Annotated in this window: 21 protein-coding genes and 1 pseudogene; 12 read left to right on the top strand and 10 right to left on the bottom strand. The window is 66.8% G+C overall.

The window, feature by feature from the left end; genetic code table 11:
* Positions 1-42: 42 nt before the first annotated feature.
* Positions 43-1,146 carry a DUF1615 domain-containing protein gene (locus FHW81_RS26295; RefSeq protein WP_003119474.1) on the bottom strand — a complete coding sequence of 368 codons (1,104 nt, stop codon included), beginning with the start codon at positions 1,144-1,146 and terminating at the stop codon, positions 43-45.
* Positions 1,147-1,259: 113 nt separating this feature from the next.
* Complete coding sequence (locus tag FHW81_RS26290; RefSeq protein WP_223290709.1) at positions 1,260-2,039, bottom strand: AraC family transcriptional regulator; 780 nt, start codon at positions 2,037-2,039, stop codon at positions 1,260-1,262.
* On the opposite strand from FHW81_RS26290, the gene FHW81_RS26285 reads away from it, so the two are divergent.
* Entirely contained in the window at positions 1,932-2,165 is a 234-nt protein-coding gene (locus FHW81_RS26285; protein WP_223290715.1) for a hypothetical protein, read from the top strand. The genes FHW81_RS26290 and FHW81_RS26285 overlap by 108 nt on opposite strands.
* 157 nt (positions 2,166-2,322) lie before the next feature.
* On the opposite strand, the gene FHW81_RS26280 is transcribed toward FHW81_RS26285, so the two are convergent.
* Both FHW81_RS26280 and FHW81_RS26275 read right to left on the bottom strand, forming a co-directional pair.
* Positions 2,323-2,604, bottom strand: a complete 282-nt coding sequence (locus tag FHW81_RS26280) for a XapX domain-containing protein (RefSeq protein ID WP_003101509.1) — start codon at positions 2,602-2,604, stop codon at positions 2,323-2,325.
* 56 nt (positions 2,605-2,660) lie between these two features.
* The gene (locus tag FHW81_RS26275) at positions 2,661-3,341 is read right to left on the bottom strand and encodes a hydrolase (RefSeq protein ID WP_003090561.1); all 681 of its coding nucleotides are present in this window, start codon (positions 3,339-3,341) and stop codon (positions 2,661-2,663) included.
* 607 nt (positions 3,342-3,948) lie between these two features.
* On the opposite strand from FHW81_RS26275, the gene FHW81_RS26270 reads away from it, so the two are divergent.
* The 6 genes and pseudogenes from FHW81_RS26270 to FHW81_RS26245 all read left to right on the top strand — a co-directional run.
* Entirely contained in the window at positions 3,949-5,787 is a 1,839-nt protein-coding gene (locus FHW81_RS26270) for an amidohydrolase (RefSeq protein WP_003101513.1), read from the top strand.
* Between the two features lie 48 nt (positions 5,788-5,835).
* The gene (locus FHW81_RS26265) at positions 5,836-7,143 is read left to right on the top strand and encodes an OprD family porin (RefSeq protein WP_003090563.1); all 1,308 of its coding nucleotides are present in this window, start codon (positions 5,836-5,838) and stop codon (positions 7,141-7,143) included.
* A gap of 2 nt (positions 7,144-7,145) precedes the next feature.
* Positions 7,146-8,735, top strand: a complete 1,590-nt coding sequence (locus FHW81_RS26260; protein ID WP_033979597.1) for an MFS transporter — start codon at positions 7,146-7,148, stop codon at positions 8,733-8,735.
* A gap of 146 nt (positions 8,736-8,881) precedes the next feature.
* On the top strand, positions 8,882-9,358 hold the full coding sequence (gene tse2 / locus FHW81_RS26255) for a type VI secretion system effector Tse2 (protein WP_003119469.1): 477 nt from the start codon (positions 8,882-8,884) through the stop codon (positions 9,356-9,358).
* A gap of 9 nt (positions 9,359-9,367) precedes the next feature.
* Positions 9,368-9,601, top strand: coding sequence for a type IV secretion system immunity protein Tsi2 (gene tsi2, locus FHW81_RS26250; RefSeq protein WP_003114383.1), 234 nt, complete (start codon positions 9,368-9,370; stop codon positions 9,599-9,601).
* Positions 9,602-9,732: 131 nt separating this feature from the next.
* Positions 9,733-9,885 (top strand): annotated as a pseudogene (locus tag FHW81_RS26245) (DUF6434 domain-containing protein); the annotation flags it as partial.
* Positions 9,886-9,893: 8 nt separating this feature from the next.
* Here the strand turns inward: FHW81_RS26245 and FHW81_RS26240 are convergent.
* The 5 genes from FHW81_RS26240 to FHW81_RS26220 form a co-directional block, all read right to left on the bottom strand.
* Positions 9,894-10,913: an AraC family transcriptional regulator gene (locus FHW81_RS26240; protein WP_003101519.1), complete on the bottom strand. Its 1,020-nt coding sequence runs from the start codon at positions 10,911-10,913 to the stop codon at positions 9,894-9,896.
* Positions 10,914-11,026: 113 nt separating this feature from the next.
* On the bottom strand, positions 11,027-12,208 hold the full coding sequence (locus FHW81_RS26235; RefSeq protein WP_003101527.1) for a vWA domain-containing protein: 1,182 nt from the start codon (positions 12,206-12,208) through the stop codon (positions 11,027-11,029).
* 48 nt (positions 12,209-12,256) lie between these two features.
* On the bottom strand, positions 12,257-12,652 hold the full coding sequence (locus FHW81_RS26230; RefSeq protein ID WP_003119467.1) for a GFA family protein: 396 nt from the start codon (positions 12,650-12,652) through the stop codon (positions 12,257-12,259).
* A 64-nt stretch (positions 12,653-12,716) separates the two neighbouring features.
* Positions 12,717-13,562 carry an AAA family ATPase gene (locus tag FHW81_RS26225; RefSeq protein ID WP_003090571.1) on the bottom strand — a complete coding sequence of 282 codons (846 nt, stop codon included), beginning with the start codon at positions 13,560-13,562 and terminating at the stop codon, positions 12,717-12,719.
* A 162-nt stretch (positions 13,563-13,724) separates the two neighbouring features.
* Positions 13,725-14,810, bottom strand: a complete 1,086-nt coding sequence (locus FHW81_RS26220) for a DUF748 domain-containing protein (RefSeq protein ID WP_003101533.1) — start codon at positions 14,808-14,810, stop codon at positions 13,725-13,727.
* Between the two features lie 120 nt (positions 14,811-14,930).
* On the opposite strand from FHW81_RS26220, the gene cysK reads away from it, so the two are divergent.
* The 4 genes from cysK (at position 14,931) to FHW81_RS26200 (ending at position 19,151) form a co-directional block, all read left to right on the top strand.
* On the top strand, positions 14,931-15,905 hold the full coding sequence (cysK, locus tag FHW81_RS26215; protein ID WP_003090573.1) for a cysteine synthase A: 975 nt from the start codon (positions 14,931-14,933) through the stop codon (positions 15,903-15,905).
* A gap of 58 nt (positions 15,906-15,963) precedes the next feature.
* Positions 15,964-16,578 carry a LysE family translocator gene (locus FHW81_RS26210; protein WP_003090574.1) on the top strand — a complete coding sequence of 205 codons (615 nt, stop codon included), beginning with the start codon at positions 15,964-15,966 and terminating at the stop codon, positions 16,576-16,578.
* A gap of 198 nt (positions 16,579-16,776) precedes the next feature.
* A complete protein-coding gene (locus FHW81_RS26205; protein ID WP_003090575.1) occupies positions 16,777-17,868 on the top strand; it encodes a polyamine ABC transporter substrate-binding protein in 1,092 nt (363 codons plus the stop codon).
* 419 nt (positions 17,869-18,287) lie between these two features.
* Positions 18,288-19,151, top strand: coding sequence for a DMT family transporter (locus FHW81_RS26200; RefSeq protein ID WP_003119465.1), 864 nt, complete (start codon positions 18,288-18,290; stop codon positions 19,149-19,151).
* Positions 19,152-19,198: 47 nt separating this feature from the next.
* Here FHW81_RS26200 and FHW81_RS26195 read toward each other — a convergent pair whose 3' ends face one another.
* Positions 19,199-19,678 carry a winged helix-turn-helix transcriptional regulator gene (locus FHW81_RS26195; protein WP_003090577.1) on the bottom strand — a complete coding sequence of 160 codons (480 nt, stop codon included), beginning with the start codon at positions 19,676-19,678 and terminating at the stop codon, positions 19,199-19,201.
* A gap of 353 nt (positions 19,679-20,031) precedes the next feature.
* Here FHW81_RS26195 and FHW81_RS26190 point away from each other — a divergent pair, with 353 nt between their 5' ends.
* The gene (locus tag FHW81_RS26190) at positions 20,032-22,341 is read left to right on the top strand and encodes a molybdopterin oxidoreductase family protein (RefSeq protein WP_003160485.1); all 2,310 of its coding nucleotides are present in this window, start codon (positions 20,032-20,034) and stop codon (positions 22,339-22,341) included.
* The last annotated feature ends 10 nt before the right edge of the window (positions 22,342-22,351 follow it).

Genomic DNA, 22,351 nt, shown 5'->3' with positions numbered 1-22,351 from the left:
ACTCCCGCGGCGGCGCCAGGTTCGACCCGCGCGACGATGGACTCAGCGTTTCCGCACGCGCGCCATGCAGCGCTGGTAGCGTTCGTCGACGCGCTTGGCGAACCAGGCGGTGGTCAGCTTGCGGGTGATCTTCGGGCTCTCCAGGGCGATCCCCGGCAGCACGGCGCGGGGCAATGTCTTGCCGGTGGCGCTTTCGGCCAGGGCGAAGACCTTGCGGTACAGCGCGCTGTCGGCGAACTCCGGGCTGTCGCCCTGCTCCAGCGCCCGGCGGATCGCCGCGTCGCTCATGTCCAGGCGCTTGCCGAGGCTGCGCACGGCCAGTTCGGTGGAGCCCGGCGTGCGCGTGCCGTAGCGGATCAGATCGCCATCCAGCGCCAGCGGAATCCCCGAGACGCGACTCACCGCGCTCTGGAACGCGGCGTTGCGACTGGCATACCAGCCGGCGTTGAAGTCGGCGAAGCGGTACAGCGGCGCCGGGTAGTCCGCCGGATAGCCAAGCAGGTGGGCGATGCCGAAATACATGCCGCCGCGCCGGCTGAACACCTCGCGGCGGATGCTGCCGTCCAGCGGATAGGGATAGCCGTCCGCGTGCTGCTCGGCGAAAGCGATGCTGACCTGCATCGGCCCGCCGGTGTGTACCGGGTTGAAGCCGCCGAACAGCTTGCCGCCCATGGGCACGATGGCGATGAAATCGTCGAATGTCTCGCTCAGTTCCTTCTCCGTGCGCGCCGCGGCCAGGCGCTGGCTGTAGGTGCGGCCATCGGGCGACTTGATATTCAGCGCTGAGCTGACCAGGAACGCCGGCACGTGCAGCTTGCCGGCACGACGCTCGACCTCGCGGGTGGCGATCCTGCCCAGGCCGGCCACCGGCGGGTCGACCTGGTAGGTGGACTCCTGCTCGGTCACCGCCAGCACCGCACAGAGATTCTCGTCGCTGGGGTAGATCTGCTGGGCGGAAAAGGCCGCGTAGATATCGCTGGCCCACCCTTGGCGATCGCGCACCGTGGCCGGCATCAGGCGGACGATCTTCGCCCGTACTTCGTCGGGGTTGGGCGGCGGCGGCTCCGCCGACCGCGAACTGCACCCGGCCAGCGCCAGGAGCATGAGCAACCCCGTTACGCCGCGACCCTGGCGTACTGCTTTCATCTGCGATTCCCTGTTCCGTTGCGAAGTGGGCGGCCGATGGCGACCGCCGAAGCCAGGGCATTCTAGCCGAGCATCCGGCGGCTTCCGTACCGTCCGTCACGCACGGTCGCGGTTCACAGCGCTGCGTCGGTGCGCTGCCGCTTGACCCGACGCCAGGTCGAGGGCGAGGCGCCGGCCAGCCGGAGAAAGATCCGCGAGAAATGCGGCTGGTCGGAAAAGCCGCAGGCGACGCCGATCTGCGAAAGCGGTTCGTCGCTGCCCAGCATCAGCTCCTTGGCCCGGTCGACGCGCATGCGCATCAGCCATTCGTGGGGCGAAACACCGGTGCTGCACTTGAAGGCCTTGGTGAAATAGCTGCGCGAGAGCCCGCACTCCTCGGCCAGGCGCGCCACCGACACGCCCTCGGCCAGATGCCCGGCGATCAGCTCCTTGGCCCTGCGCAATTGCCAGGGCGCCAGGCCCTTGCCGGTGCAGACCGGGACCTGGGTCGAAGCGAAGCGATCCTGAACGTGGGTCAACAGCGCCAGCATGACCTGCTCGATGAACAGTTCGTTGCGCTCGCCCGCCCTGGCGAAGCTGGGCAGCAGCGCCAGCGCCAGGTGATAGACCACCGGATCGTCGACACCGATGATCCGCTCCGGCTCGGCGGACGCGCGTTGCCCTTCTTCGTAGAGAAACTCCTTTATCGAAGCGCGCGGCAACATGAAGCGGACATTGTCGTAAGTTGTCCGGTGCTGGCACTTTATTTCATCGCCAAGATAGGCGATGGAGATACTTTTCCGTGGATGTCCGCCATCGAAAACCAGTTTGTTTCCATTCCAGAGACGATGGGAATTGAAATCGCGCAACTGCACGATGACGGAAAACGAATCGGCACAAGGAATATGGATCACCTTGTCCGGATCGGGAGTCGCCTCACTATTGCGAATCAAGGCGTACCCTTCTCCCCTTATGATGTTCCCTGGCGTGGATTGGTCGCCCTTTGTTCTGTCTATGGCAACAGTCATGACTCCCCCTGATTCCATGCGCCTGATGATCTCGTGACACTTTTCTCTCGACGCGAAAAACGACGCACGAAAGCTCCCCCAGAGATTAATCCGAGGGAGCCGTTCCGGGGAAATCTAACCGACGAAGATAACTACCAGATTACTGCGCTGTTACTCGATGATATAACGCTCAACCCTTTTCCTTTTCCGACGGGCCAGCGGCCTGGTCGAGGCGATGCCGACCCGGTAGTTGCCCCAGCACATGGCCGACCGAACCCGCCTTGTCGCAGGCCGAGGCGAACGCGCAACCGCCGAGCAATTGCTTGCCGACCGGGATGACCTGCTCGCCGAGCAGGATGCCGAGCAACCCCACCAGCGCCACCAGCGGCGGAGCCGGCGAACGCACCTGCAGCAGGCTGTAGACGATCCCCACCAACAGTCCGGCACCCAGCGACAATACGTAGAGCTTCATCTTCGTTCTCCTTCGCGGCCGTGCCGCCCGGCGGACCGGAGCGGCACGGCCGGCATTCACTTGGCCGGATTCGGGCCGATGCGTTCGCCGTGGGTCACCCGCTCGGGCGCCTTGTGCACCATGGTGTAGGCGTAGTCCACGCCCATGCCGTAGGCCCCGGAATGCTCCTTGGCGATGGCCATCACGGCGTCGTAGGTATCCCGGCGGGCCCAGTCGCGCTGCCACTCCAGCAGGACCTGCTGCCAGGTCACCGGTACCACGCCGGCCTGGACCATGCGGTCCATGGCGTACTTGTGGGCGTCGCTGGAGGTGCCGCCCGAGGCATCGGCCACCATGTAGATCTCGTAGCCGCCCTCGAGCATGGCGCAGAGGGCGAAGGTGGTGTTGCAGACCTCGGTCCACAGCCCGGCGACCACGACCTTCTTGCGGCCCGCGGCGGCCAGCGAGTCGCGCACGTTCTGGTCGTCCCAGGAGTTCATCGAGGTGCGTTCGAGGATCTTCTGCTCGGGGAACACCGCCAGCAGCTCCGGATAGGTCGGGCCGGAGAAGCTGTCGGTTTCCACCGTGGTGATGGTGACCGGGATGTCGAATACCTTCGCCGCCTTGGCCAGGCCCACTACGTTGTTCTTCAGCGTCTGGCGATCGATGGACTGTACGCCGAATGCCATCTGTGGCTGCTGGTCGATGAAGATGATCTGGCTGTTCTGCGGAGTTAGAACTTCGAGATAGTGGCTCATGATTGTTTCCTGACAACGAACGATGAATTCCAGCTGTTGCGCACAACAGCACGCGGGCCAACAGATAATTTCCCGTGGCCGGCCAGACTATGAAGCATGAATATTGGAAAAAACAAACTTTTCGAGAAAATAAATCACTGAACTTAGGCCCTGGATAAATTTGAACGGCGATATTCAAAATATTCGACACATCCATACAAAAAGCGCACACAGAGACAATAAAAGAAGGATTACCAGCTAGCAGAATCGACAGTCCGCCCTATAAGAAAAAGCCCCCATGAAGTTCAGGACATGTCTCGCGCCTTACTTGCTATCGACCACCAGCAAGTTGCGCTTGCAGGAGGATGCGTCATTCGGGAAAACCGCTCTTTCGTCCCGTACGTTTTCCGCCGCACCTATCCTGTCCGGTGGCCTCTCTCGCCGCCGCCCTCGCTGACCGATTCCGCCCCGCTGCCAGGAGCACGCCATGAGCCACGATCCGCCGAGCAAGGACCGCCGCCATTTCCTCACTACCAGTTCGGTGCTGGGCGCCGCCGGAGTCCTGTGGTCCGCCCTGCCCTTCGCCAACGCCGCCAGCCTTTCTCCCGCAAGCAACCCAGGAGGTTCCATGACCGCCGACCTGATCCTGCACAACGGCCGTTTCCACACCGTGGACCGCGACAACCCCACCGCCACCGCCGTGGCGATCAAGGACGGCAAGTTCCTTGCCGTCGGCAACGACGCCGAGGCGATGCTCCATCGCGGCAGCGCCACCCAGGTGATCGACCTGCAGAAGCGCACCGTGATCCCCGGTCTCAACGACTCGCACCTGCACCTGATCCGCGGTGGCCTCAACTACAACCTGGAGCTGCGCTGGGAAGGCGTGCCCTCCCTGGCCGACGCCTTGCGCATGCTCAAGAACCAGGCCGAACGCACGCCCAGCCCCCAGTGGGTGCGGGTGGTCGGCGGCTGGAACGAGTTCCAGTTCGCCGAGAAGCGCATGCCGACCCTGGAGGAATTGAACAAGGCCGCGCCGGACACCCCGGTGTTCGTCCTCCACCTGTACGATCGCGCCCTGCTCAACCGCGCCGCCCTGCGCGTGGTCGGCTACACCAAGGACACGCCCAACCCGCCCGGCGGCGAGATCGTCCGCGACAGCAGCGGCGAACCCACCGGCATGCTGATCGCCCGGCCCAACGCGATGATTCTCTACGCCACCCTGGCCAAGGGACCGAAGCTGCCGCTGGAATACCAGGTCAACTCCACCCGCCAGTTCATGCGCGAACTCAACCGCCTCGGCCTGACCAGCGCGATCGACGCCGGCGGCGGCTTCCAGAACTACCCGGACGACTACCAGGTGATTCGCGAACTGGCCGACCAGGGCCAGCTCACCGTACGCATCGCCTACAACCTGTTCACCCAGAAACCGAAGGAAGAACTCGCCGACTTCAAGAACTGGACCGGCAGCGTCAAGTACGGCCAGGGCAGCGATTTCTTCCGCCACAACGGCGCCGGCGAGATGCTGGTGTTCTCCGCCGCCGACTTCGAGGACTTCCTCGAACCGCGCCCGGACCTGCCGCAGACCATGGAGCAGGAGCTGGAGCCGGTGGTCCGCCACCTGGTGGAGCAGCGCTGGCCGTTCCGCCTGCACGCCACCTACGACGAATCGATCTCGCGGATGCTCGACGTGTTCGAGAAGGTCGACCGCGACATTCCGTTCAACGGCCTGCCCTGGTTCTTCGACCACGCCGAGACCATCACCCCGCGCAACATCGAGCGGGTACGGGCACTCGGCGGCGGCATCGCGATCCAGGACCGCATGGCCTTCCAGGGCGAGTACTTCGTCGACCGCTACGGTGCCAAGGCCGCCGAGGCCACGCCGCCGATCCAGCGCATGCTCGCCGAGGGCGTGCCGGTGGGTGCCGGCACCGACGCCACCCGGGTCTCCAGCTACAACCCCTGGACCTCGCTGTACTGGCTGGTCAGCGGCCGCACCGTCGGCGGCATGGCCCTGTATCCGCAGGGCCTGCCGCGGGAAACCGCATTGCAGCTGTTCACCCACGGCAGCGCCTGGTTCTCCAGCGAGCAGGGCAAGAAAGGACAGATCAAGGTTGGCCAGCTCGCCGACCTGGCGGCGCTGTCGGCGGACTTCTTCGGCGTCGAGGAAGAGGCCATCAAGTGGATCGAGTCGGTGCTCACGGTGGTCGACGGCAAGGTCGTCTATGCCGCCGCCGAGTTCGACAAGCTCGGTCCGCCGGCGCCGCCGGTGCTGCCGGACTGGTCGCCGGTGGCCAAGGTACCCGGCCACTGGCGGCAAGGCGCGCCGCTGACCGCCCAGGTCCACCAGTGCGTCGGTGCCTGCGCGGTACACGCCCACGAGCACAACCGCGCGCGCCACTCCAACGTACCGGTGAGCGACTTCCAGGGTTTCTGGGGCGCATTCGGCTGTTCCTGCTTCGCTTTCTGACGTACCCGGGCGGGCCCTTCGCGGCCCGCCTCGCCCGGAGTTTTCCCGATGATCCGCGTTCGACCGGTCGGCCGCCTGGCCCTTTTCCTGGCGCTGGGCGGCACCTCGCCGTGCCACGCCGCGACAGAGGAAGCCAAGGCACCCGACTACCTGGAGTGGCGCCTGCTCAACCGCAACTACTTCCTCTACAACGACTATCGCCGCGCGGACGCCGGGCGCGGCTACCGCAAGGAATGGGCACACGGCCTGATCGCCGACCTGGAGTCGGCCTATACTCCCGGCCGCGTCGGTTTCGGCCTCGATCTCCACGGCTTCGCCGGCTTCAAGCTCGACGGCGGACGTGGCCATGCCGGCACCGGCCTGTTGCCGCTGGACTCATCCGGCGATAACGCCAGCGAGTATTCCGACGCCGGCGCCGCACTCAAGCTGCGGCTCGGCGAGAGCCTGCTCAAGGTCGGCGAGATGACCGTCGAGACCCCGGTCTTCGATACCAGCGACAAGCGCCTGCAACCCCAGTACGCCAGGGGCTTCTTCCTGCAGAGCGACGACCTCGACCGCGTGCGGATCCAGGCCGGGCGCTTCACCGCCTTCAAGGAACAGGCCTCCAGCTCCGGCCATGGCGACTTCGACGGCTACGGCGCGAGCACCGCCGGCAGCGCCATCGGCTTCGCCGGCGCCAGCCTGGCGGCCAGCGACAACCTGAGCGGCTCGCTGTTCGCCGCGCAACTGGACAACGTCTGGCGCCAGGTCTATCTCAACATGAACCTGCAACGTGCCGCGTTCAGCCTGGATGGCAACCTCTATCGCACGCGCGACCAGGGCCGCAGCCGGGCCGGCGCGATCGACACCCTGGCCTACAGCCTGCAACTGAAGTACCGCGTCGGCGCGCAGGGTTTCTCCCTGGCCTACCAGCGTGTCCATGGGGATACGCCGTTCGACTTCGTCGGAGGTGACTCCATCTACCTCGCCAACTCGATCAAGTACGCCGATTTCAACGGTCCCGGCGAACGCTCCTGGCAGGCCCGCTACGACCTCGACCTGGCCCCGTTCGGCCTGCCGGGGCTGAGCTTCATGGCGCGTTACGTCAGCGGCCGCGCCATCGACGGCAGCCATGCGCCGGCCGGCGGCGCCTACAACCCGCTGGGCGCCGATGGCCGCTACCGGCCCTTGCAGGGCAGCGGCGGCAAGCACTGGGAGCGCGACCTCGACCTGCGCTACGTGTTCGCCTCGGGCCCGCTCAAGGACCTCTCGCTGAACGTCTCGCACCTCAGCCACCGGGCCAACGCGGCCCAGGCCGGCGACGACATCGACCGCCTCTACCTGATCGTCGAATACCCACTCAAAGGCTCGCTCTGACCATGACCGCACCCGCCGCCTCACCCTGGAGTCCCCTGCGCCAAGCCACCTTCCGCTGGCTATGGCTGGCCAGCATCGCCTCGAACATCGGCACCTGGATGCACGAGGTGGGCGCCGGCTGGCTGATGACCTCGCTCTCCGCCAGCCCGCTGAACGTGGCCCTGGTGCAGGTCGCCGGATCGCTGCCGATGTTCTTCCTGGCCCTGCCGGCCGGCGCCCTCGCCGATATCGTCGACAAGCGCCGCTACCTGCTCGGCGTGCAATTGTGGATGGCCTTGGTGGCCACCCTGCTGGCCAGCCTCACCCTGCTCCAGTTGACCAGCGTCTGGCTGCTGCTCGGCCTGACCCTGTGCATGGGCATCGGCACCGCGCTGATGATGCCGGCCTGGAGCGCCACCACTCCGGAACTGGTGGGGAAGGACGAACTGCCGGCGGCGGTGGCGCTGTCCAGTGTCGGGGTCAACCTGGCGCGGGCGGTCGGACCGGCCATCGCCGGGGTGCTGGTGAGCCTGGTCGGCCCCTGGCTGACCTTCGCCCTCAACGCCCTCTCCTTCTTCGCGGTGATCGCCGTGCTGCTGGCCTGGAAACGCGAGGCCGTGCCCTCGGTGCTGCCGGCGGAACGCCTGTTCGGCGCCCTGCGCGCCGGTTGGCGCTACAGCCGCAGCTCGAGGCCACTGCAATCGGTGCTGGTGCGCGCGGTGGCGTTCTTCCTCGGCGCCAGCGCCGGCATGTCGCTGCTGCCGCTGATCGTGCGCGGCGAACTGCATGGCAACGCCATGGACTTCGGCCTGCTGCTGGGCAGCGTCGGCGTCGGCGCGGTGCTCGGCGCCGCGTTCCTGCCGCGCCTGCGCGAACGCCTCGGCAGCGACCGCCTGGTGCTGCTCTCCAGCGTGCTCTACGCACTGGTGCTGGTGGCCCTGGCGCTGCTGCGCAACCTCTATTTGCTGGTGCCGGTGATGCTGCTCAGCGGCGCGGCATGGATCGCCGTGCTCTCCAGCCTGCAGGTCGCCGCGCAGACCTCCGTGCCGGCCTGGGTCCGCGCCCGCGCGCTGGCGGTCTACATCCTGGTGTTCTTCGGCAGCATGGCCGCCGGCGGCGCCCTGTGGGGTCTGGTCGCCAGCCACCTGTCGATCGCCTTCGCCCTGCTCTGCGCCAGCGCCGCGCTGCTGCTCGGCCTGTTCGCGTCGCTGCGCTGCCGGCTGCCGGTCACCGAGGCCGAGGACCTCGCGCCGTCGCTGCACTGGCCGGCACCACTTGTCGACGAAGAGGTGGACCAGGAACGCGGCCCGGTGATGGTCACCCTCGAGTACGACATCGACCCGCAGGACGCCGCGGCATTCCAGGCGGCGATGGTCGAGGTGCGCGCCATGCGTCGGCGCAACGGCGCGGTGTCCTGGGGGCTGGTCCAGGACAGCGGCAACCGTCGCCTGTGGCTGGAGTTCTTCATCGACGAATCCTGGCTGGAACACCTGCGCCACCACCAGCGGGTGACCCGCGGCGAGTTGCGGGTCGAGGCCGCCGCCCGGCGCTTCCAGAGCGCCGGCGTGGAGGTGCGCATCCGCCATTACCTGCACGGCGCGGCCAGGCCTTGAGCCTCCCGGGCGACGGTCGTCGCCTGCCCCTGGCGGATCCGCCCACGGCTGTTATCCTGCTCGCCGATGGCGCCACAAGGACGGTGGCCGGTAGCGATGCCGCGCACCCGCGGCGCCGCGAACGCAACCCACAGGGAAGTCCACCCATGTCCTACGACTACGAGAAAACCAGCCTCACCCTCTACCGGGCGGTATTCAAGGCCAACTACGACGGCGACGTCGGTCGCTACCTGCGTCCCGACAAGGAACTCGCCGAGGCTGCGGAAGTCGCCCCGCTGCTGCATCCGACCTTCGACAGCCCCAACACCCCTGGCGTCCCCGCCCGCGCGCCGGACATCGTCGCCGGCCGCGACGGCCTCTACGCCCCGGACACCGGCGGCACCTCGGTGTTCGACCGCGCCGGCGTGCTGCGCCGCGCCGACGGCGACTTCGTGATACCCGACGGCACCGACATCCCGCCGGACCTTAAGGTGAAGCAGGACAGCTACAACAAGCGCCTGCAAGCCACCCACTACACCATCATGCCGGCCAAGCCGATGTACCGGGAGGTCCTCATGGGCCAACTGGACAACTTCGTGCGCAACGCCATCCGCCGCCAATGGGAAAAAGCCCGCGGGCTCTAGGAGTGAACCATGAACCTGAAACCCCAGACCCTGATGGTGGCGATCCAGTGCGTCGCCGCGCGCACCCGCGAACTCGACGCGCAGTTGCAGAACGACGACCCGCAGAACGCCGCTGAACTCGAACAGTTGCTGGTCGGCTACGACCTCGCCGCCGACGACCTGAAGAACGCCTACGAGCAAGCCCTGGGCCAATACAGCGGCCTGCCGCCCTATGACCGGCTGATCGAAGAGCCGGCATCCTGACGGCCCGTGGGCAGGCCATCGTTGGCCTGCCCGCTCCAGCGCGCGCAGAGAAACGACAGATGGTCTTCGGCTGGCACGGCGACACCATCACCCGCGACACCGCAGTGTGCCGCGACTAGCGCAACGCCCAGGACGTACGGCGCTTCCTCGTCGGGCTGTGCGGCGCCGACTTCCGCTTCGATCGTGCCTTCATGGCCTGGATTGGCGACGGCGCGGCAAAATCCCTGAGTGAGGTGGCGGACGAACGGCGACGGCGCCACGCCGACACCAGCCCCTCCGCCTGAGCGAGCGCTCAGGCGCGGAAATGGCTCGGCGGCTGGCCGCTCCAGCGCTGGAAGGCATGGCGCAGGCTGGCGGTCTCGCTGAAGCCGAGTTCCTCGGCGATCCGGTAGATCGGCATGTCGCCGCTCTGCAACAACTCCTTGGCGCGGGCGAAGCGCAACTCGTCGAGCAATTGCTGGTAGCTGGTGCGCTGCTGCTGAAGGTGCCGGCGCAGGCTGCGCGACGAACAGTTCAGGCGCCTGGCCAGTTCCTCCAGGCCGGGCGGGTCCTGCAAGCGCTCGGCGAGGATCGCCCGGACCTTGTCCAGCCAGGCACGACGCGCGGCCAGGTCGATGTTCTGCCGCCGGCACTGTTCCAGCATCTCCCGGTGAGTCACCGGGTCGGCCAGCGGCAACGGGCGCTCCAGCCATTCGGCGGCGAAGCCGATGGCGCTGCGCTCGCGTTCGAAGTGCAACTCGCAGGCGAAACCCTCGGCGTAGGCCCGCGCCATCGCCTCGTCGCCGGCATAGTCGAAGGCCGCTTCCAGCAAGGGCAGCGGCTGGCCGAGCAGGTCGGCGCAGGTGACCTTCAGCGAGCCCAGGCAAAGCTCGGTGTTGAATGGCCGCAGCGCCTCGTCCTCGCCGTAGCCGGTGGCCACCAGCCAGGCGCGGCCGTCGGCGACTTCCAGCGACAGGTGGAAGTAGGTGCCGAGCAAGACCGGATAGCTGAGGCCGATGCGCAGCGCCTCGCCGAGGGTCGGCGCGGAGAGCAGCGCGTAGCCGAGCAGGCCGTAGGCGGAAATCCGCGTGCGCAGTCCCAGGCGCAGGCCGAGGGCCGGCTCGTCGCTGAGCCGGCAGGCGTTGGCGAACACCTGCTGCTCCTGCCAGGGGCTGATCAGGCGCCGCAGGTCGAGCAGGTCGGCGGGGGTGATGCCACTGCCTTCGAGCAGTTGCTCGCGGGCGAACCCTTCCTTCTCCAGCAGCGAGAGAGTGAGGGTCGACATGTGCAGCGAGTTGAGCCAGGTGGCGCGGGAGAAGGTCGAGTCGATCATGGCGTGCCCATCGTTACCGGTGGCCGCGCCGCGCTGTTACCGCGCGGACGGGATACACAGGGTAGGCAAGTTGCGTGCCGCCGCGCCTGTCGCCGGTCCCGCAGGCAGTTGGCTCAACCGCGCGAGAGGAAGCGCATGCCCTCCTCCAGGCCGCTCAGGGTCAACGGATACATCTGTTCCTTGACCAGTTCGCGGACCAGGCCGGTGGACGCCGTGTAGTTCCAGGTGTCCTTCGGATAGGGGTTGATCCAGATAAGCTTCTTGTACTTCTCCATGAAGCGCTGCATCCAGACGTAACCGGCTTCCTCGTTCCAGTGCTCGACGCTGCCGCCGGCCTGGGTGATTTCGTAGGGCGCCATCGCCGCGTCGCCGACGAACACCACCTTGTAGTCCGGACCGTACTTGTGCAGCAGGTCGAAGGTGGCGGTGCGTTCGCTGCTGCGGCGCAGGTTGTTCTTCCACACCGACTCGTAGATGAAGTTGTGGAAGTAGAAATACTCCAGGTGCTTGAACTCGGTCTTGCAGGCCGAGAACAGCTCCTCGCAGACCTTGACGTGGGCGTCCATCGAGCCGCCGATGTCCAGCAGCAGCAACAGCTTCACCGTGTTGCGCCGCTCCGGGCGCATCTGGATGTTGAGCAGCCCGGCGTCCTTCGCGGTGTGGTCGATGGTGCCGTCGATGTCCAGCTCCTCCGCCGCGCCCTCACGGGCGAACTTGCGCAGGCGCCGCAGGGCGATCTTGATGTTGCGCGTACCCAGTTCGACCTGGTCGTCGAGGTTCTTGTATTCGCGCTGGTCCCAGACCTTGGCCGCCTTGCCCTGGCGCTTGCCGGCGTCGCCGACGCGGATGCCCTCCGGGTTGAAACCGCCGGAGCCGAACGGACTGGTACCGCCGGTACCGATCCACTTGTTACCGCCGGCATGGCGCTCCTTCTGTTCCTCGAGGCGTTTCTTGAACTCCTCGATCAGCTTGTCCAGGCCGCCGAGGGACTGGATCTGCGCCTTTTCCTCGTCGGTCAGCAGGCGCTCGAACTCCTTGCGCAGCCATTCCTCGGGGATCAGCGCCTTGAGGTGGTCGTCGAGCTTCTCCAGGCCCTTGAAGTAGGCGCCGAAGGCCCGGTCGAACTTGTCGAAGTGGCGCTCGTCCTTGACCATGATGGTGCGCGCCAGGTAGTAGAACTCGTCCATGTCGGCGAACACCACGCGGTGCTTCAGGGCATCGATCAGGTCGAGCAGCTCGCGCACCGACACCGGCACCTTGGCTGCGCGCATTTCGTTGAACAGGTTGAGCAGCATGGCTGCGACCTCGTCTGTTGTCCGTTGATCCCGGCGCGCGAGCGCCGGTCAGTATTGGTGTTCTTGCGGCAGGTCGTCGGCGATGACGTACCAGTCGGCTTTCGAACCCACGTAGATGTGCCGCTGCGCTACCGATGGCAGCGGCGAGTCGAGGGTGCCGAGGGCAATAGAGGTGTACGTCGGGTCCTCGTTGCCGCCAAGCCACTGCAGGTTCGATCCGCAGTGGCGGCAGAAGGTACGGGTGACGCCTGGCGACGAGTGGTATTCGGCCACCGCGTCCGCTCCGGCGACATAGCGGAACGCCTCGCGGCGCACCTTGCCGTAGGTGGCGAACGCCGCGCCGTGGGCCTTGCGGCACTGGCTGCAATGACAATGACTGGCCGACTCGATGGGCGCGTCGATTTCATAGCCTACCGCGCCGCACAGGCAACTTCCGCTGAGCATGGGATGTTCCTCCGCTGTCTGGCGTGCCGCCCCGCAGCCCTTTCCCCGGAAAGGGCCGACGCACTCAGCGGCTGGCGCGGCGGCTCATGAACGCCAGGCGCTCGAGAAGCTGCACGTCCTGCTCGTTCTTCACCAGGGCGCCGGCCAGCGGCGGGATCGCCTTGGTCGGGTCGCGTTCGCGCAGCACCGCTTCGCCGATCTCGTCGGCCATCAGCAGCTTCAGCCAGTCGACCAGCTCGGAAGTCGAAGGTTTCTTTTTCAGGCCGGGCACCTTGCGCACGTCGAAGAAGATGTCCAGCGCCTCGCTGACCAGCGACTGCTTGATGTTCGGGTAGTGCACGTCGACGATCTTCTGCAACGTCTCGCGGTCGGGGAAGGCGATGTAATGGAAGAAGCAGCGGCGCAGGAAGGCGTCGGGCAGTTCCTTCTCGTTGTTCGAGGTGATGATGATGATCGGGCGCTGCTTCGCCTTGATGGTTTCGTTGGTCTCGTAGACGTAGAACTCCATCTTGTCGAGTTCCTGCAGCAGGTCGTTGGGGAACTCGATGTCGGCCTTGTCGATCTCGTCGATCAGCAGGATCACCCTCTCCTCGGCCTCGAAGGCCTCCCAGAGCTTGCCCTTCTTGATGTAGTTGCGCACGTCGTGAACCTTGTCCACGCCCAGCTGCGAATCGCGCAGGCGGCTTACCGCATCGTACTCGTAGAGGCCCTGGTGGGCCTTGGTGGTGGACTTGATGTGCCAGGTGATCAGCTTGGCGCCGAAGGACTCGGCCAACTGCTCGGCGAGCATGGTCTTGCCGGTGCCCGGTTCGCCCTTCACCAGCAGCGGCCGCTGCAGGGTGATGGCGGCGTTGACCGCGAGCTTGAGGTCGTCGGTGGCGACGTAGGACTGGGTGCCTTCGAACTTCATCAGGAAATCCTCGAACGGTAACGCCCTGGCTGGAAAACCGGGCAGTTCAGTATTGTTTGAAAACCCGACTATAACGCGGGGACAAGCGCACTGTGAACGCAGACGGGTCATTCAGTCACTGAATGCCCGGCCACCTCGCGACCCGCCGTTCCGCCCGCGTCTTCAGCCGTCGTCGTCGCGCGTCGCCGGGGAACGCTCGAAACGAGCGTTGAACGCCTCGACGAACGCGTTGCGGAGAATCCCGAGGAACGCCTGGAACGCGCTGACGTCCCGCTGGTGGATATTACCGCTCAGGTTCACACGGGTTGCGAACTGGTCTTTGCGCTGGTTCTTCAGCACAGTCTCGCCACCGCCGACCAGCGCCTCCCACACCGAGCGGAACAGGTTCTTGTCGCCATCCTCCACGTCCTGCCGCCAGTTGAACACGTCCACGTCGCGCAGCAGCGGCTTGATGTAGCCATCCAGCTGGCCGCGCTTAGCCTGGGCCTCCAGCACCAGGTCGCCGGTGCCGGCATTGAAGTCGAACTTGCCATAGGCGCTGGCGAAGTCGTTGAGCCGCTTCAGCTCGACGCGGGTGACCCGCAGGCGCAGGTCGAAGTCCTCGAAGTCGCTCAGCGGGTCGAAATGCGCCGCCACTTCCAGCGGCGCCTGGCCGAGTATCCGCGCCGTGCCTTCGAGACGCGCCGGCCGCTCGCCCCGGGCGTCGGCCACGTTGGTCAGGTTATAGATGCTGGCGTTGAGCGCCGAGGCGTGCAGGTTCACCGGCGGCTTCGAAGTGAAGTTGCGGAAACGCAGGGTGCCGTCCACCACCCGCACCTCGTTGAGGGTGATCGGCAGCAGCTTGTCCAGTTGCTCGCGCCAGTCGGTGCCGGCACCGGTCTGCGAGGCGTCGCGGTCGCCGCCGGCATCGACGAAGTTGAGCTGCGGACGCTCGAAGACCACCCGCGCCACTACTGCGTGATCATCCCAGAGCGCCTGCCAGCTCACCGACAGGTCGATGCTCGGCGCGTCGAGGAACGGCACCGGCACCTTGCCGTTGTCCTTGACGATGCTCAGCCCGTCGATCCGATACGCGCCGCGCCAGAGCGCCAGGTCGACGTCGGCGATGTGCCCACGGTAGTCGCCCATGTCGGCCAGCTTGCCGTTCAGGTAGTCGCGCACCAGGTACGGCAGCGCCAGGTGCAGCGCCAGCAACAACAGAAGCAGCGCCGCCAGGCTGCCCAGGGGAATGGCATAGCGTTTCTTCATCGGTACGGCCCTCCTGGACAGTGGACACGCGCGGCGCGCCGCTGGTTCGAACGCGTCTGGACGCGCGGGCGGGGGCGGAATAGGCTGATTGATCTTTCTCCATGCGACAAGGACACCATCATGAGCCGCATCTTCGCAGACAACGCGCAGTCCATCGGCAACACGCCGCTGGTCCAGATCAACCGCATCGCCCCGCGCGGCGTCACCATCCTGGCCAAGATCGAAGGGCGCAACCCCGGCTATTCGGTGAAGTGCCGGATCGGCGCGAACATGATCTGGGATGCCGAAGCCAGCGGCAGACTGAAGTCCGGCATGACCCTGGTCGAGCCGACCTCCGGCAACACCGGCATCGGCCTCGCCTTCGTCGCCGCCGCACGCGGCTACAAACTGATCCTGACCATGCCGGCGTCGATGAGCCTGGAGCGACGCAAGGTGCTCAAGGCGCTGGGCGCGGAGCTGGTCCTGACCGAACCGGCGAAGGGCATGAAGGGTGCGATCCAGAAGGCCGAGGAACTGGTCGCGGGGGATCCCGGGAAGTACTTCATGCCGCAGCAGTTCGACAACCCGGCCAACCCGGCGATCCATGAGAAGACCACCGGCCCGGAGATCTGGAACGATACCGAGGGCGCGGTGGACGTGCTGGTCTCCGGGGTCGGCACCGGCGGCACCCTCACCGGCGTCTCGCGCTACATCAAGAACACCCGGGGCAAGCCGATCCTCGCCGTGGCGGTGGAGCCGGTGACCTCGCCGGTGATCAGCCAGACCCTCGCCGGCGAGGAGGTCAAGCCCGCCCCGCACAAGATCCAGGGCATCGGCGCCGGCTTCGTGCCGAAGAACCTCGACCTGTCGCTGGTCGACCGGGTCGAGAAGATCGGCGACGACGAAGCGAAGAACATGGCGCTGCGCCTGATGCAGGAAGAAGGCATCCTCTGCGGCATCTCCTCCGGCGCGGCGATGGCCGCCGCGGTGCGCCTGGCCGAGGAGCCGAACATGCAGGGCAAGACCATCGTGGTGATCCTCCCCGATTCCGGCGAGCGCTATCTTTCGAGCATGCTCTTCGACGGCCTATTCAGCGAACAGGAACTGACCCAGTAACCACCGACCCGCGGCGCCGCAGCGAACCGGCGCCGCCTTGCGCCAGGCGTATCGAATCATGCTGGAAACCTCGCTCTTCGTAGCCACCCTCGCCACCCTGGGCATGCTCTCGCCCGGCCCGGACTTCTTCCTGATCATCCGCAACGCGGCGCGCTACCAGCGCTCGGCGGCGATGATGACCTCGCTGGGGGTGATCCTCGGCGTGGCCACCCACATGGCCTACTGCGTCGCCGGCCTGGCGGTGCTGATCACCACCACGCCGTGGCTGTTCAACGCGCTGAAGTACACCGGCGCGGTCTACCTGATCTGGATCGGCATCCAGGCCCTGCGCTCGCGCGGCGGCGGCACGCTCGACCTGGCGGTCGGCGGCGTGCAGCGCGTCGGCCACTGGAGCGCCTTCCTCCAGGGCTACCTGTGCAACCTGCTCAACCCCAAGGCCACGCTGTTCTTCCTCGCCGTGTTCACCCAGGTGCTGAGCCTGGACTCCAGCTTCGCCGAGAAGCTCTGGTACGCCGGCATCATCGTCGGCCTCGCCGCACTCTGGTGGCCGCTGCTGGTGGTGCTGATCCAGAGCGCGGTGGTGCGCCGCGGCCTGGCCAGGGCCCAGGGGGTGGTGGACAAGCTGCTCGGCGGCCTGCTGATCGCCCTCGGGGTCAAGGTCGCCCTGAGTTGAGGCAGGCGGGCGGAGCGACGCCCCGCTGCGGTGCCGGCGCCTGTCTGCGGGCCCGCAGGTAAAAGCCGCCCCTTTCCTCGCTTCCGGCAACGCGGGATAAAACCCGGGTGCCGGCCAGCGTTGCCGGCGCCCCCTGAGCGCCGGCGGCGAACCAGTCCGTCGCCGACGCTGTCGTCAGCCGACAGGACACCTACAACAATGAAGACCCGCATCGCTTCCCTCACCCTCCTCGCCCTCGCTTGCGGCAGCGGCGCAACCCTCGCCGCGGACAACCTGAAGATCTACAACTGGTCCGAATACATCGCTCCCGAAACCGTGGCGAACTTCGCCAAGGAAACCGGCATCCAGGCCACCTACGACGTCTACGACAGCAACGAGACCCTCGACGGCAAGCTGATGACCGGCCAATCCGGCTACGACGTGGTATTCCCGTCGAACCACTTCATGGCCAAGCAGATCCAGGCCGGCGCCCTGAAGAAGCTGGACAAGTCCCAGCTGCCCAACTGGAAGAACCTCAACCCGGTGCTGCTCAAGGCCCTGGAGGTCAACGATCCGGGCAACCAGTACGGCTTCCCCTACCTCTGGGGCACCACCGGCATCGGCTACAACCCGGCGAAGATCAAGGCGGTGCTCGGCGACGACGCGCCGCTGGACTCCTGGGATATATTCTTCAAGCCCGAATACATGCAGAAACTGAGCAAGTGCGGGGTGGCGGTGCTGGACAACGGCCCCGAGCTGCTGCCCATCACCCTCAACTACCTCGGCCTGCCACACCACAGCCAGAAGGCCGACGACTACAAGCAGGCCCAGGCGGCGCTGCTGAAGGTGCGCCCGTACATCCGCTACTTCCACTCCTCGAAGTACGTCAGCGACCTGGCCAACGGCGAGATCTGCATGGTGGTCGGTTTCTCCGGCGACATCCTGCAGGCCGCGACCCGCGCCAAGGAGGCCAACAACGGCGTGGAAGTGCGCTACTCGACGCCGAAGGAAGGCTCGCCGCTGTGGTTCGACATGGTCTCGATGCCGGTCGACGCGCCCGACGAGAAGGCCGGCTACGCCTTCATGAACTACCTGCTGCGTCCCGAGGTGATGGCCGCGATCAGCAACCATGTGCACTACGCCAACGGCAACCTGGCCGCCGACCCGCTGGTGGACGCCGAGATCAAGGCCGACCCGGCGATCTACCCGCCGCAGGAGAAGATGGCCAAGCTGTTCGCCCTCGAGTCCATGCCGCAGAAGATCGACCGCGTGCGCACGCGCACCTGGAACACGGTGAAGACCGGCAAGTGAAGCCCGGCGCCGGCCCGGTTTGTCGCCGGGCTGGCGTTTTAGCGCAAGGCTCGCCCACAGGCTCGTCAAATCCCGGACGGCCCGCTATAGTCCCTCTCGTTGTCTTCATCGACCGGATAGCCTCCATGAACCAGCGCTCGCACAGCTCGCTCCCCGCCCTTCCGGTAGCCACCGGCGAGGTCGGCGCGCTCCAGCCGTGCGCCAGCCTGAGCTGCGTTTCCCCTCCTGTAGTCGCCTCGCCTCCGCCTCCCCCTCCCGGTTCGGCCGCCTGCCCGCCGCCGGGCGTCAGTCCCTGACGAGCGCGGTAGCGCCCCAACTCTCTTCCACAGCCCGCCGCAAGCAGCGCCATCCGCTGCCGAGGCGTGCCGTCCGCCGCCGGCCCGAGCCCGCGGCATGCCCGACTACAAGGTGGCAGATCCATGTTTGCACTGAACAAATCCGCGCTGGCCGGCCTGGCCAGCACCAGCCTCTTCGTCCTGCTCTGGAGCAGCGGGGCCATCGCCTCGAAATGGGGCCTGGCGCACTCCTCGCCGTTCGCCTTCCTGGTGTTCCGCTTCGGCATCGCCCTGGCCTGCCTGCTGCCGCTCGCCCCGCTGCTCAGGCTGCGCGCGCCGCGCAGCGCGCGTGAGCGCGGCAAGGCCCTGCTCACCGGCCTGGTGATGCTGGGGATCTATCCGATCTTCTATATCTTCTCGCTGAAGCTGCAGGTCACTCCCGGCATGATGGCGACCATCCTCGGCGTGCAACCGATCCTCACCGCCGTCATCCTCGAACGCCGGCAGTCGCCGGCGCGCCTGTTCGGCCTGCTGCTGGGCCTGGCCGGCCTGGTGCTGGTGGTCTACCAGGGCATCGGCCTGGCCGGGATGTCCACGGCCGGCATCCTCTGCGCACTGCTGGCGCTGGCCGGCGTCACCGGCGGCTCGATCATGCAGAAGGGCATCCGCGAGAACCCGCTGGGCACCCTGCCCCTGCAGTACCTCGCCGGCCTCGGCCTGTGCCTGGCGTTCGTGCCCTTCCAGCCGTTCGAGTTCGAATGGAACGCCGGCTTCCTGGTCCCCGCACTGTGGATGGGCGTCGTGGTCTCGGTGGGCGCGACCCTGCTGCTCTACCGGCTGATCGCCCAGGGCAACCTGGTCAACGTCACCAGCCTGTTCTACCTGGTGCCGGCGGTGACCGCGATCATGGACTTCATGGTCTTCGGCAACCGCCTCGGCTGGCTCAGCCTGCTGGGCATGGGGCTGATCGTGGTGGGTCTGATGTTCGTCTTCCGCAAGGCCGGCTGAGCGAACCGAGCGGGTCGCGGCCCGCCCATGGCAGAGCGCGCGCGGATTCAGTTCTGCGCGAGCTTGCCAGCCATCGCCGCGAACCCCGGCCCCGGCACCGCCGTCACATCGCGCGACCCCACCGGCTCGCCGCACTCCGGGCAGACCATGGTCGGCCGGAACTTGTGGCCACAGGCCTTGTGTACATACTCCACCGGAGCGCCGCGGCCCTCGTCGAGCCAGCGGTCGCCCCAATTGGCCAGGGCCAGCAGCACCGGATGCAGGTCGTGGCCCATCTCGGTGAGGCGGTATTCGTAGCGCGGCGGTCGCTCCTGGTAAGGCACCTTCTTCAGTGCGCCCGCCTCCACCAGCCGGCTCAGGCGGTCGGCCAGTACCTGGCGGGTGACCCCGAGGCTGGCCTGGAACTCATCGAAGCGGCGCATGCCGAGAAAGCAGTTGCGCAGGATCAGCAGCGTCCAGCGATCGCCGAGGATCGCCAGGCTGCGCGCCATCGAACAGGGCGTTTCGCCGACTTCTTGCCATTTCATGGGGTTCTCCCGGAAAAACCTCCGTCCATTCTAGGGGGCCGCTTCGGAGCTTGAACAGTTCCAAATTGGAACTTAGTATCCGGCCGAAAAGGTCATGGACCCGGCGCGCTCCTGCCAGGATCGGACAAACCAGCACTACGGACGGGTCCCATGTCAGCGCCCGCGTAATAAGTTCCGATTCGGAACTGTAGAAGCGTCGAGCATGAGAGGGAAAGGCCGATACGACGGGGTTCCGTGTGCCGCCCGCGCGTCGTCCTTGCAGCACAGCGTCAGGCAGTCCCGAAAGAACGAAGCCCGCACGGCTGGGGTGCGCCCCAGGTTGCGCCGGCAACGACAACAACGAGGAACACACCGTGACTACGCCGTCCCCGCAATGGAAGAAGACCGCCTGTATCCTCTGCAGCCTCAACTGCGGGCTGGAAGTGCAGACCGAGAATGGCCGCATCAGCAAGATCCGCGGCGATGACGACCACCCCGCCTCGCAGGGCTACGTCTGCGAGAAATCGCAGCGCATGGACTACTACCAGAACGGCGCCGACCGCCTGGACACGCCGATGCGCCGGCGCCCCGATGGCAGCTACGAAGCCATCGACTGGGACACGGCGATCCGCGAGGTGGCGGAGAAATTCCTCGCCATCAAGCGCAGGCATGGCGGCGAAAGCATCCTCTACTACGGCGGCGGCGCGCAGGGCAACCACCTCGGCGGCGCCTACGGCGACAGCACGCTGAAGGCCCTCGGGGTGAAGTACCGCTCCAACGCCCTGGCCCAGGAAAAGACCGGCGAGTTCTGGGTCCAGGGCAAGATGTTCGGTACCGGCGTGCACGGCGACTTCGAGCATTGCGAGGTGGCCATCCTGATCGGCAAGAATCCCTGGCAATCCCATGGTTTCGCCCGCGCCCGCGTGCTGCTCAACGCCATGGCCAAGGACCCCGCACGCTCGATCATCGTGATCGATCCGCGCCTGAGCGAAACCGCCGCCCTGGCCGACTTCCACCTGCAGATCCGTCCGGGCACCGACGCCTGGTGCCTGGCGGCGCTGGTCGGGATCATCGTCCAGGACGGGCTGCTGGCGCGCGACTGGCTGGCCGAACACACCAGCGGCTACGAGCACATCGTCGACGAACTGAACGCCATCCCGGTGGCCTACTGCGCCGAGACCTGCGGGGTGGCGGAAGACAAGCTGCGCGCCGCCGCCCGGCGGATCGCCAGCGCCAGCAGCGTATCGGCGCTGGAAGACCTGGGCATGCAGATGAACCTGCACTCGACCCTCGGCAGCTACCTGCAACGCCTGGTCTGGTTGCTCACCGGCCATTACGGGCGCCCCGGCACCAGCAACGCCTTCGTGCCCTTCCTCTCGCTGTCCAAGGCGAGCAAGGGCGATACCTCGATGGGCAAGAAGGGCGCGCCACGCGTCGAGAAGCGCAGCCCGGTGGCCAATGCCAAGATCATCATAGGCCTGATTCCCTGCAACGTGATTCCAGAGGAAATCCTCACCGACCATCCCAAGCGCTATCGCGCCATGCTGGTGGAGACCGGCAACCCGCTGCATTCGCTGGCCGATAGCCAGCGCATGCGCGAAGCCATGCGCGCCCTGGAGTTGTCGGTGGTGATCGACGTGGCCATGACCGAGACCGCGCGCCACGCCGACTACGTGCTGCCGGCGGCGAGCCAGTTCGAAAAGGCCGAGGCGACCTTCTTCAACCTGGAATTCCCGCGCAACGCCTTCCACCTGCGCGCGCCGCTGTTCCCGGCGCGCCCCGGCACCCTGCCGGAAGCGGAGATCCACGCCCGCCTGCTGGAAGCCATGGGCGTGCTCGGCGAGAAAGACTACCGGCCGTTGCGCCTGGCCCTGAAGCTCGGGCGCAAGGCATTCTCGGCGGCTTTCCTCGCCGCCGCGGCGACCCGCCCCAAGGTCATGAAATACGCGCCGGTCCTGCTCTACCGTACCCTCGGCCCGACCCTGCCCGCCGGCATGGAAGCGGCCGCGGCGATCTGGGGCATCTGCCAACTGCACGTGCTGAACAACCGCAAGACCGCTGCCCGCGCCGGCTTCGACGGGTTGCCGCCGCTGGCCGCCGACCGCCTGTTCCAGGCCATGCTCGACAACCCGTCCGGGGTGGTCTTCGCCGAAACCACCTACGCCGAAAGCTGGCAGGCCGTCGCCCGTCCCGAACAGCGGATCAACCTGCACATCCCCGAACTGTTGCCGGAACTGGCCAAGCTCGCCCACAGCGCGCCACCCCACGATCCGGCCTACCCGTTCATCCTCGCCGCCGGCGAGCGGCGCAGCGACACCAGCAATACCGCCGTGCGCGACACCGGCTGGCACCGCCGCGGGCGCTACGGCACCCTGCGCATCAGCCCGCAGGACGCCGAGGCGCTGGGCTGCGCCGACGGCGAGGTGCTGCGCGTGGTGACCCGCCGCGGCGAGGTCGAGGCGGAAGTGGAGATCAGCGACATGATGCAACCGGGCAATATCTCCCTGCCCAACGGCCAGGGCCTGGACTACCGCAACGCCGAGGGCGAGGTGGTGCGCCGGGGCGTGGCGCCCAACGAGGTGACCGACTGCACCCAGCGCGACTTCCTCGCCGGCACGCCCTGGCACAAGTACGTGCCGGCGCGCCTGGAACGGCTGGCGACGCCCGCCGCTACGAACGCCTGAGCCAGGGAGG

This window comes from Pseudomonas sp. RC10-4-2 (assembly GCF_050433085.1).
Classification (GTDB): Bacteria; Pseudomonadota; Gammaproteobacteria; order Pseudomonadales; family Pseudomonadaceae; genus Pseudomonas; species Pseudomonas aeruginosa.
Note: the sequence above shows the minus strand (reverse complement) of the source record. Positions and strands in the feature narration are given on the sequence as shown.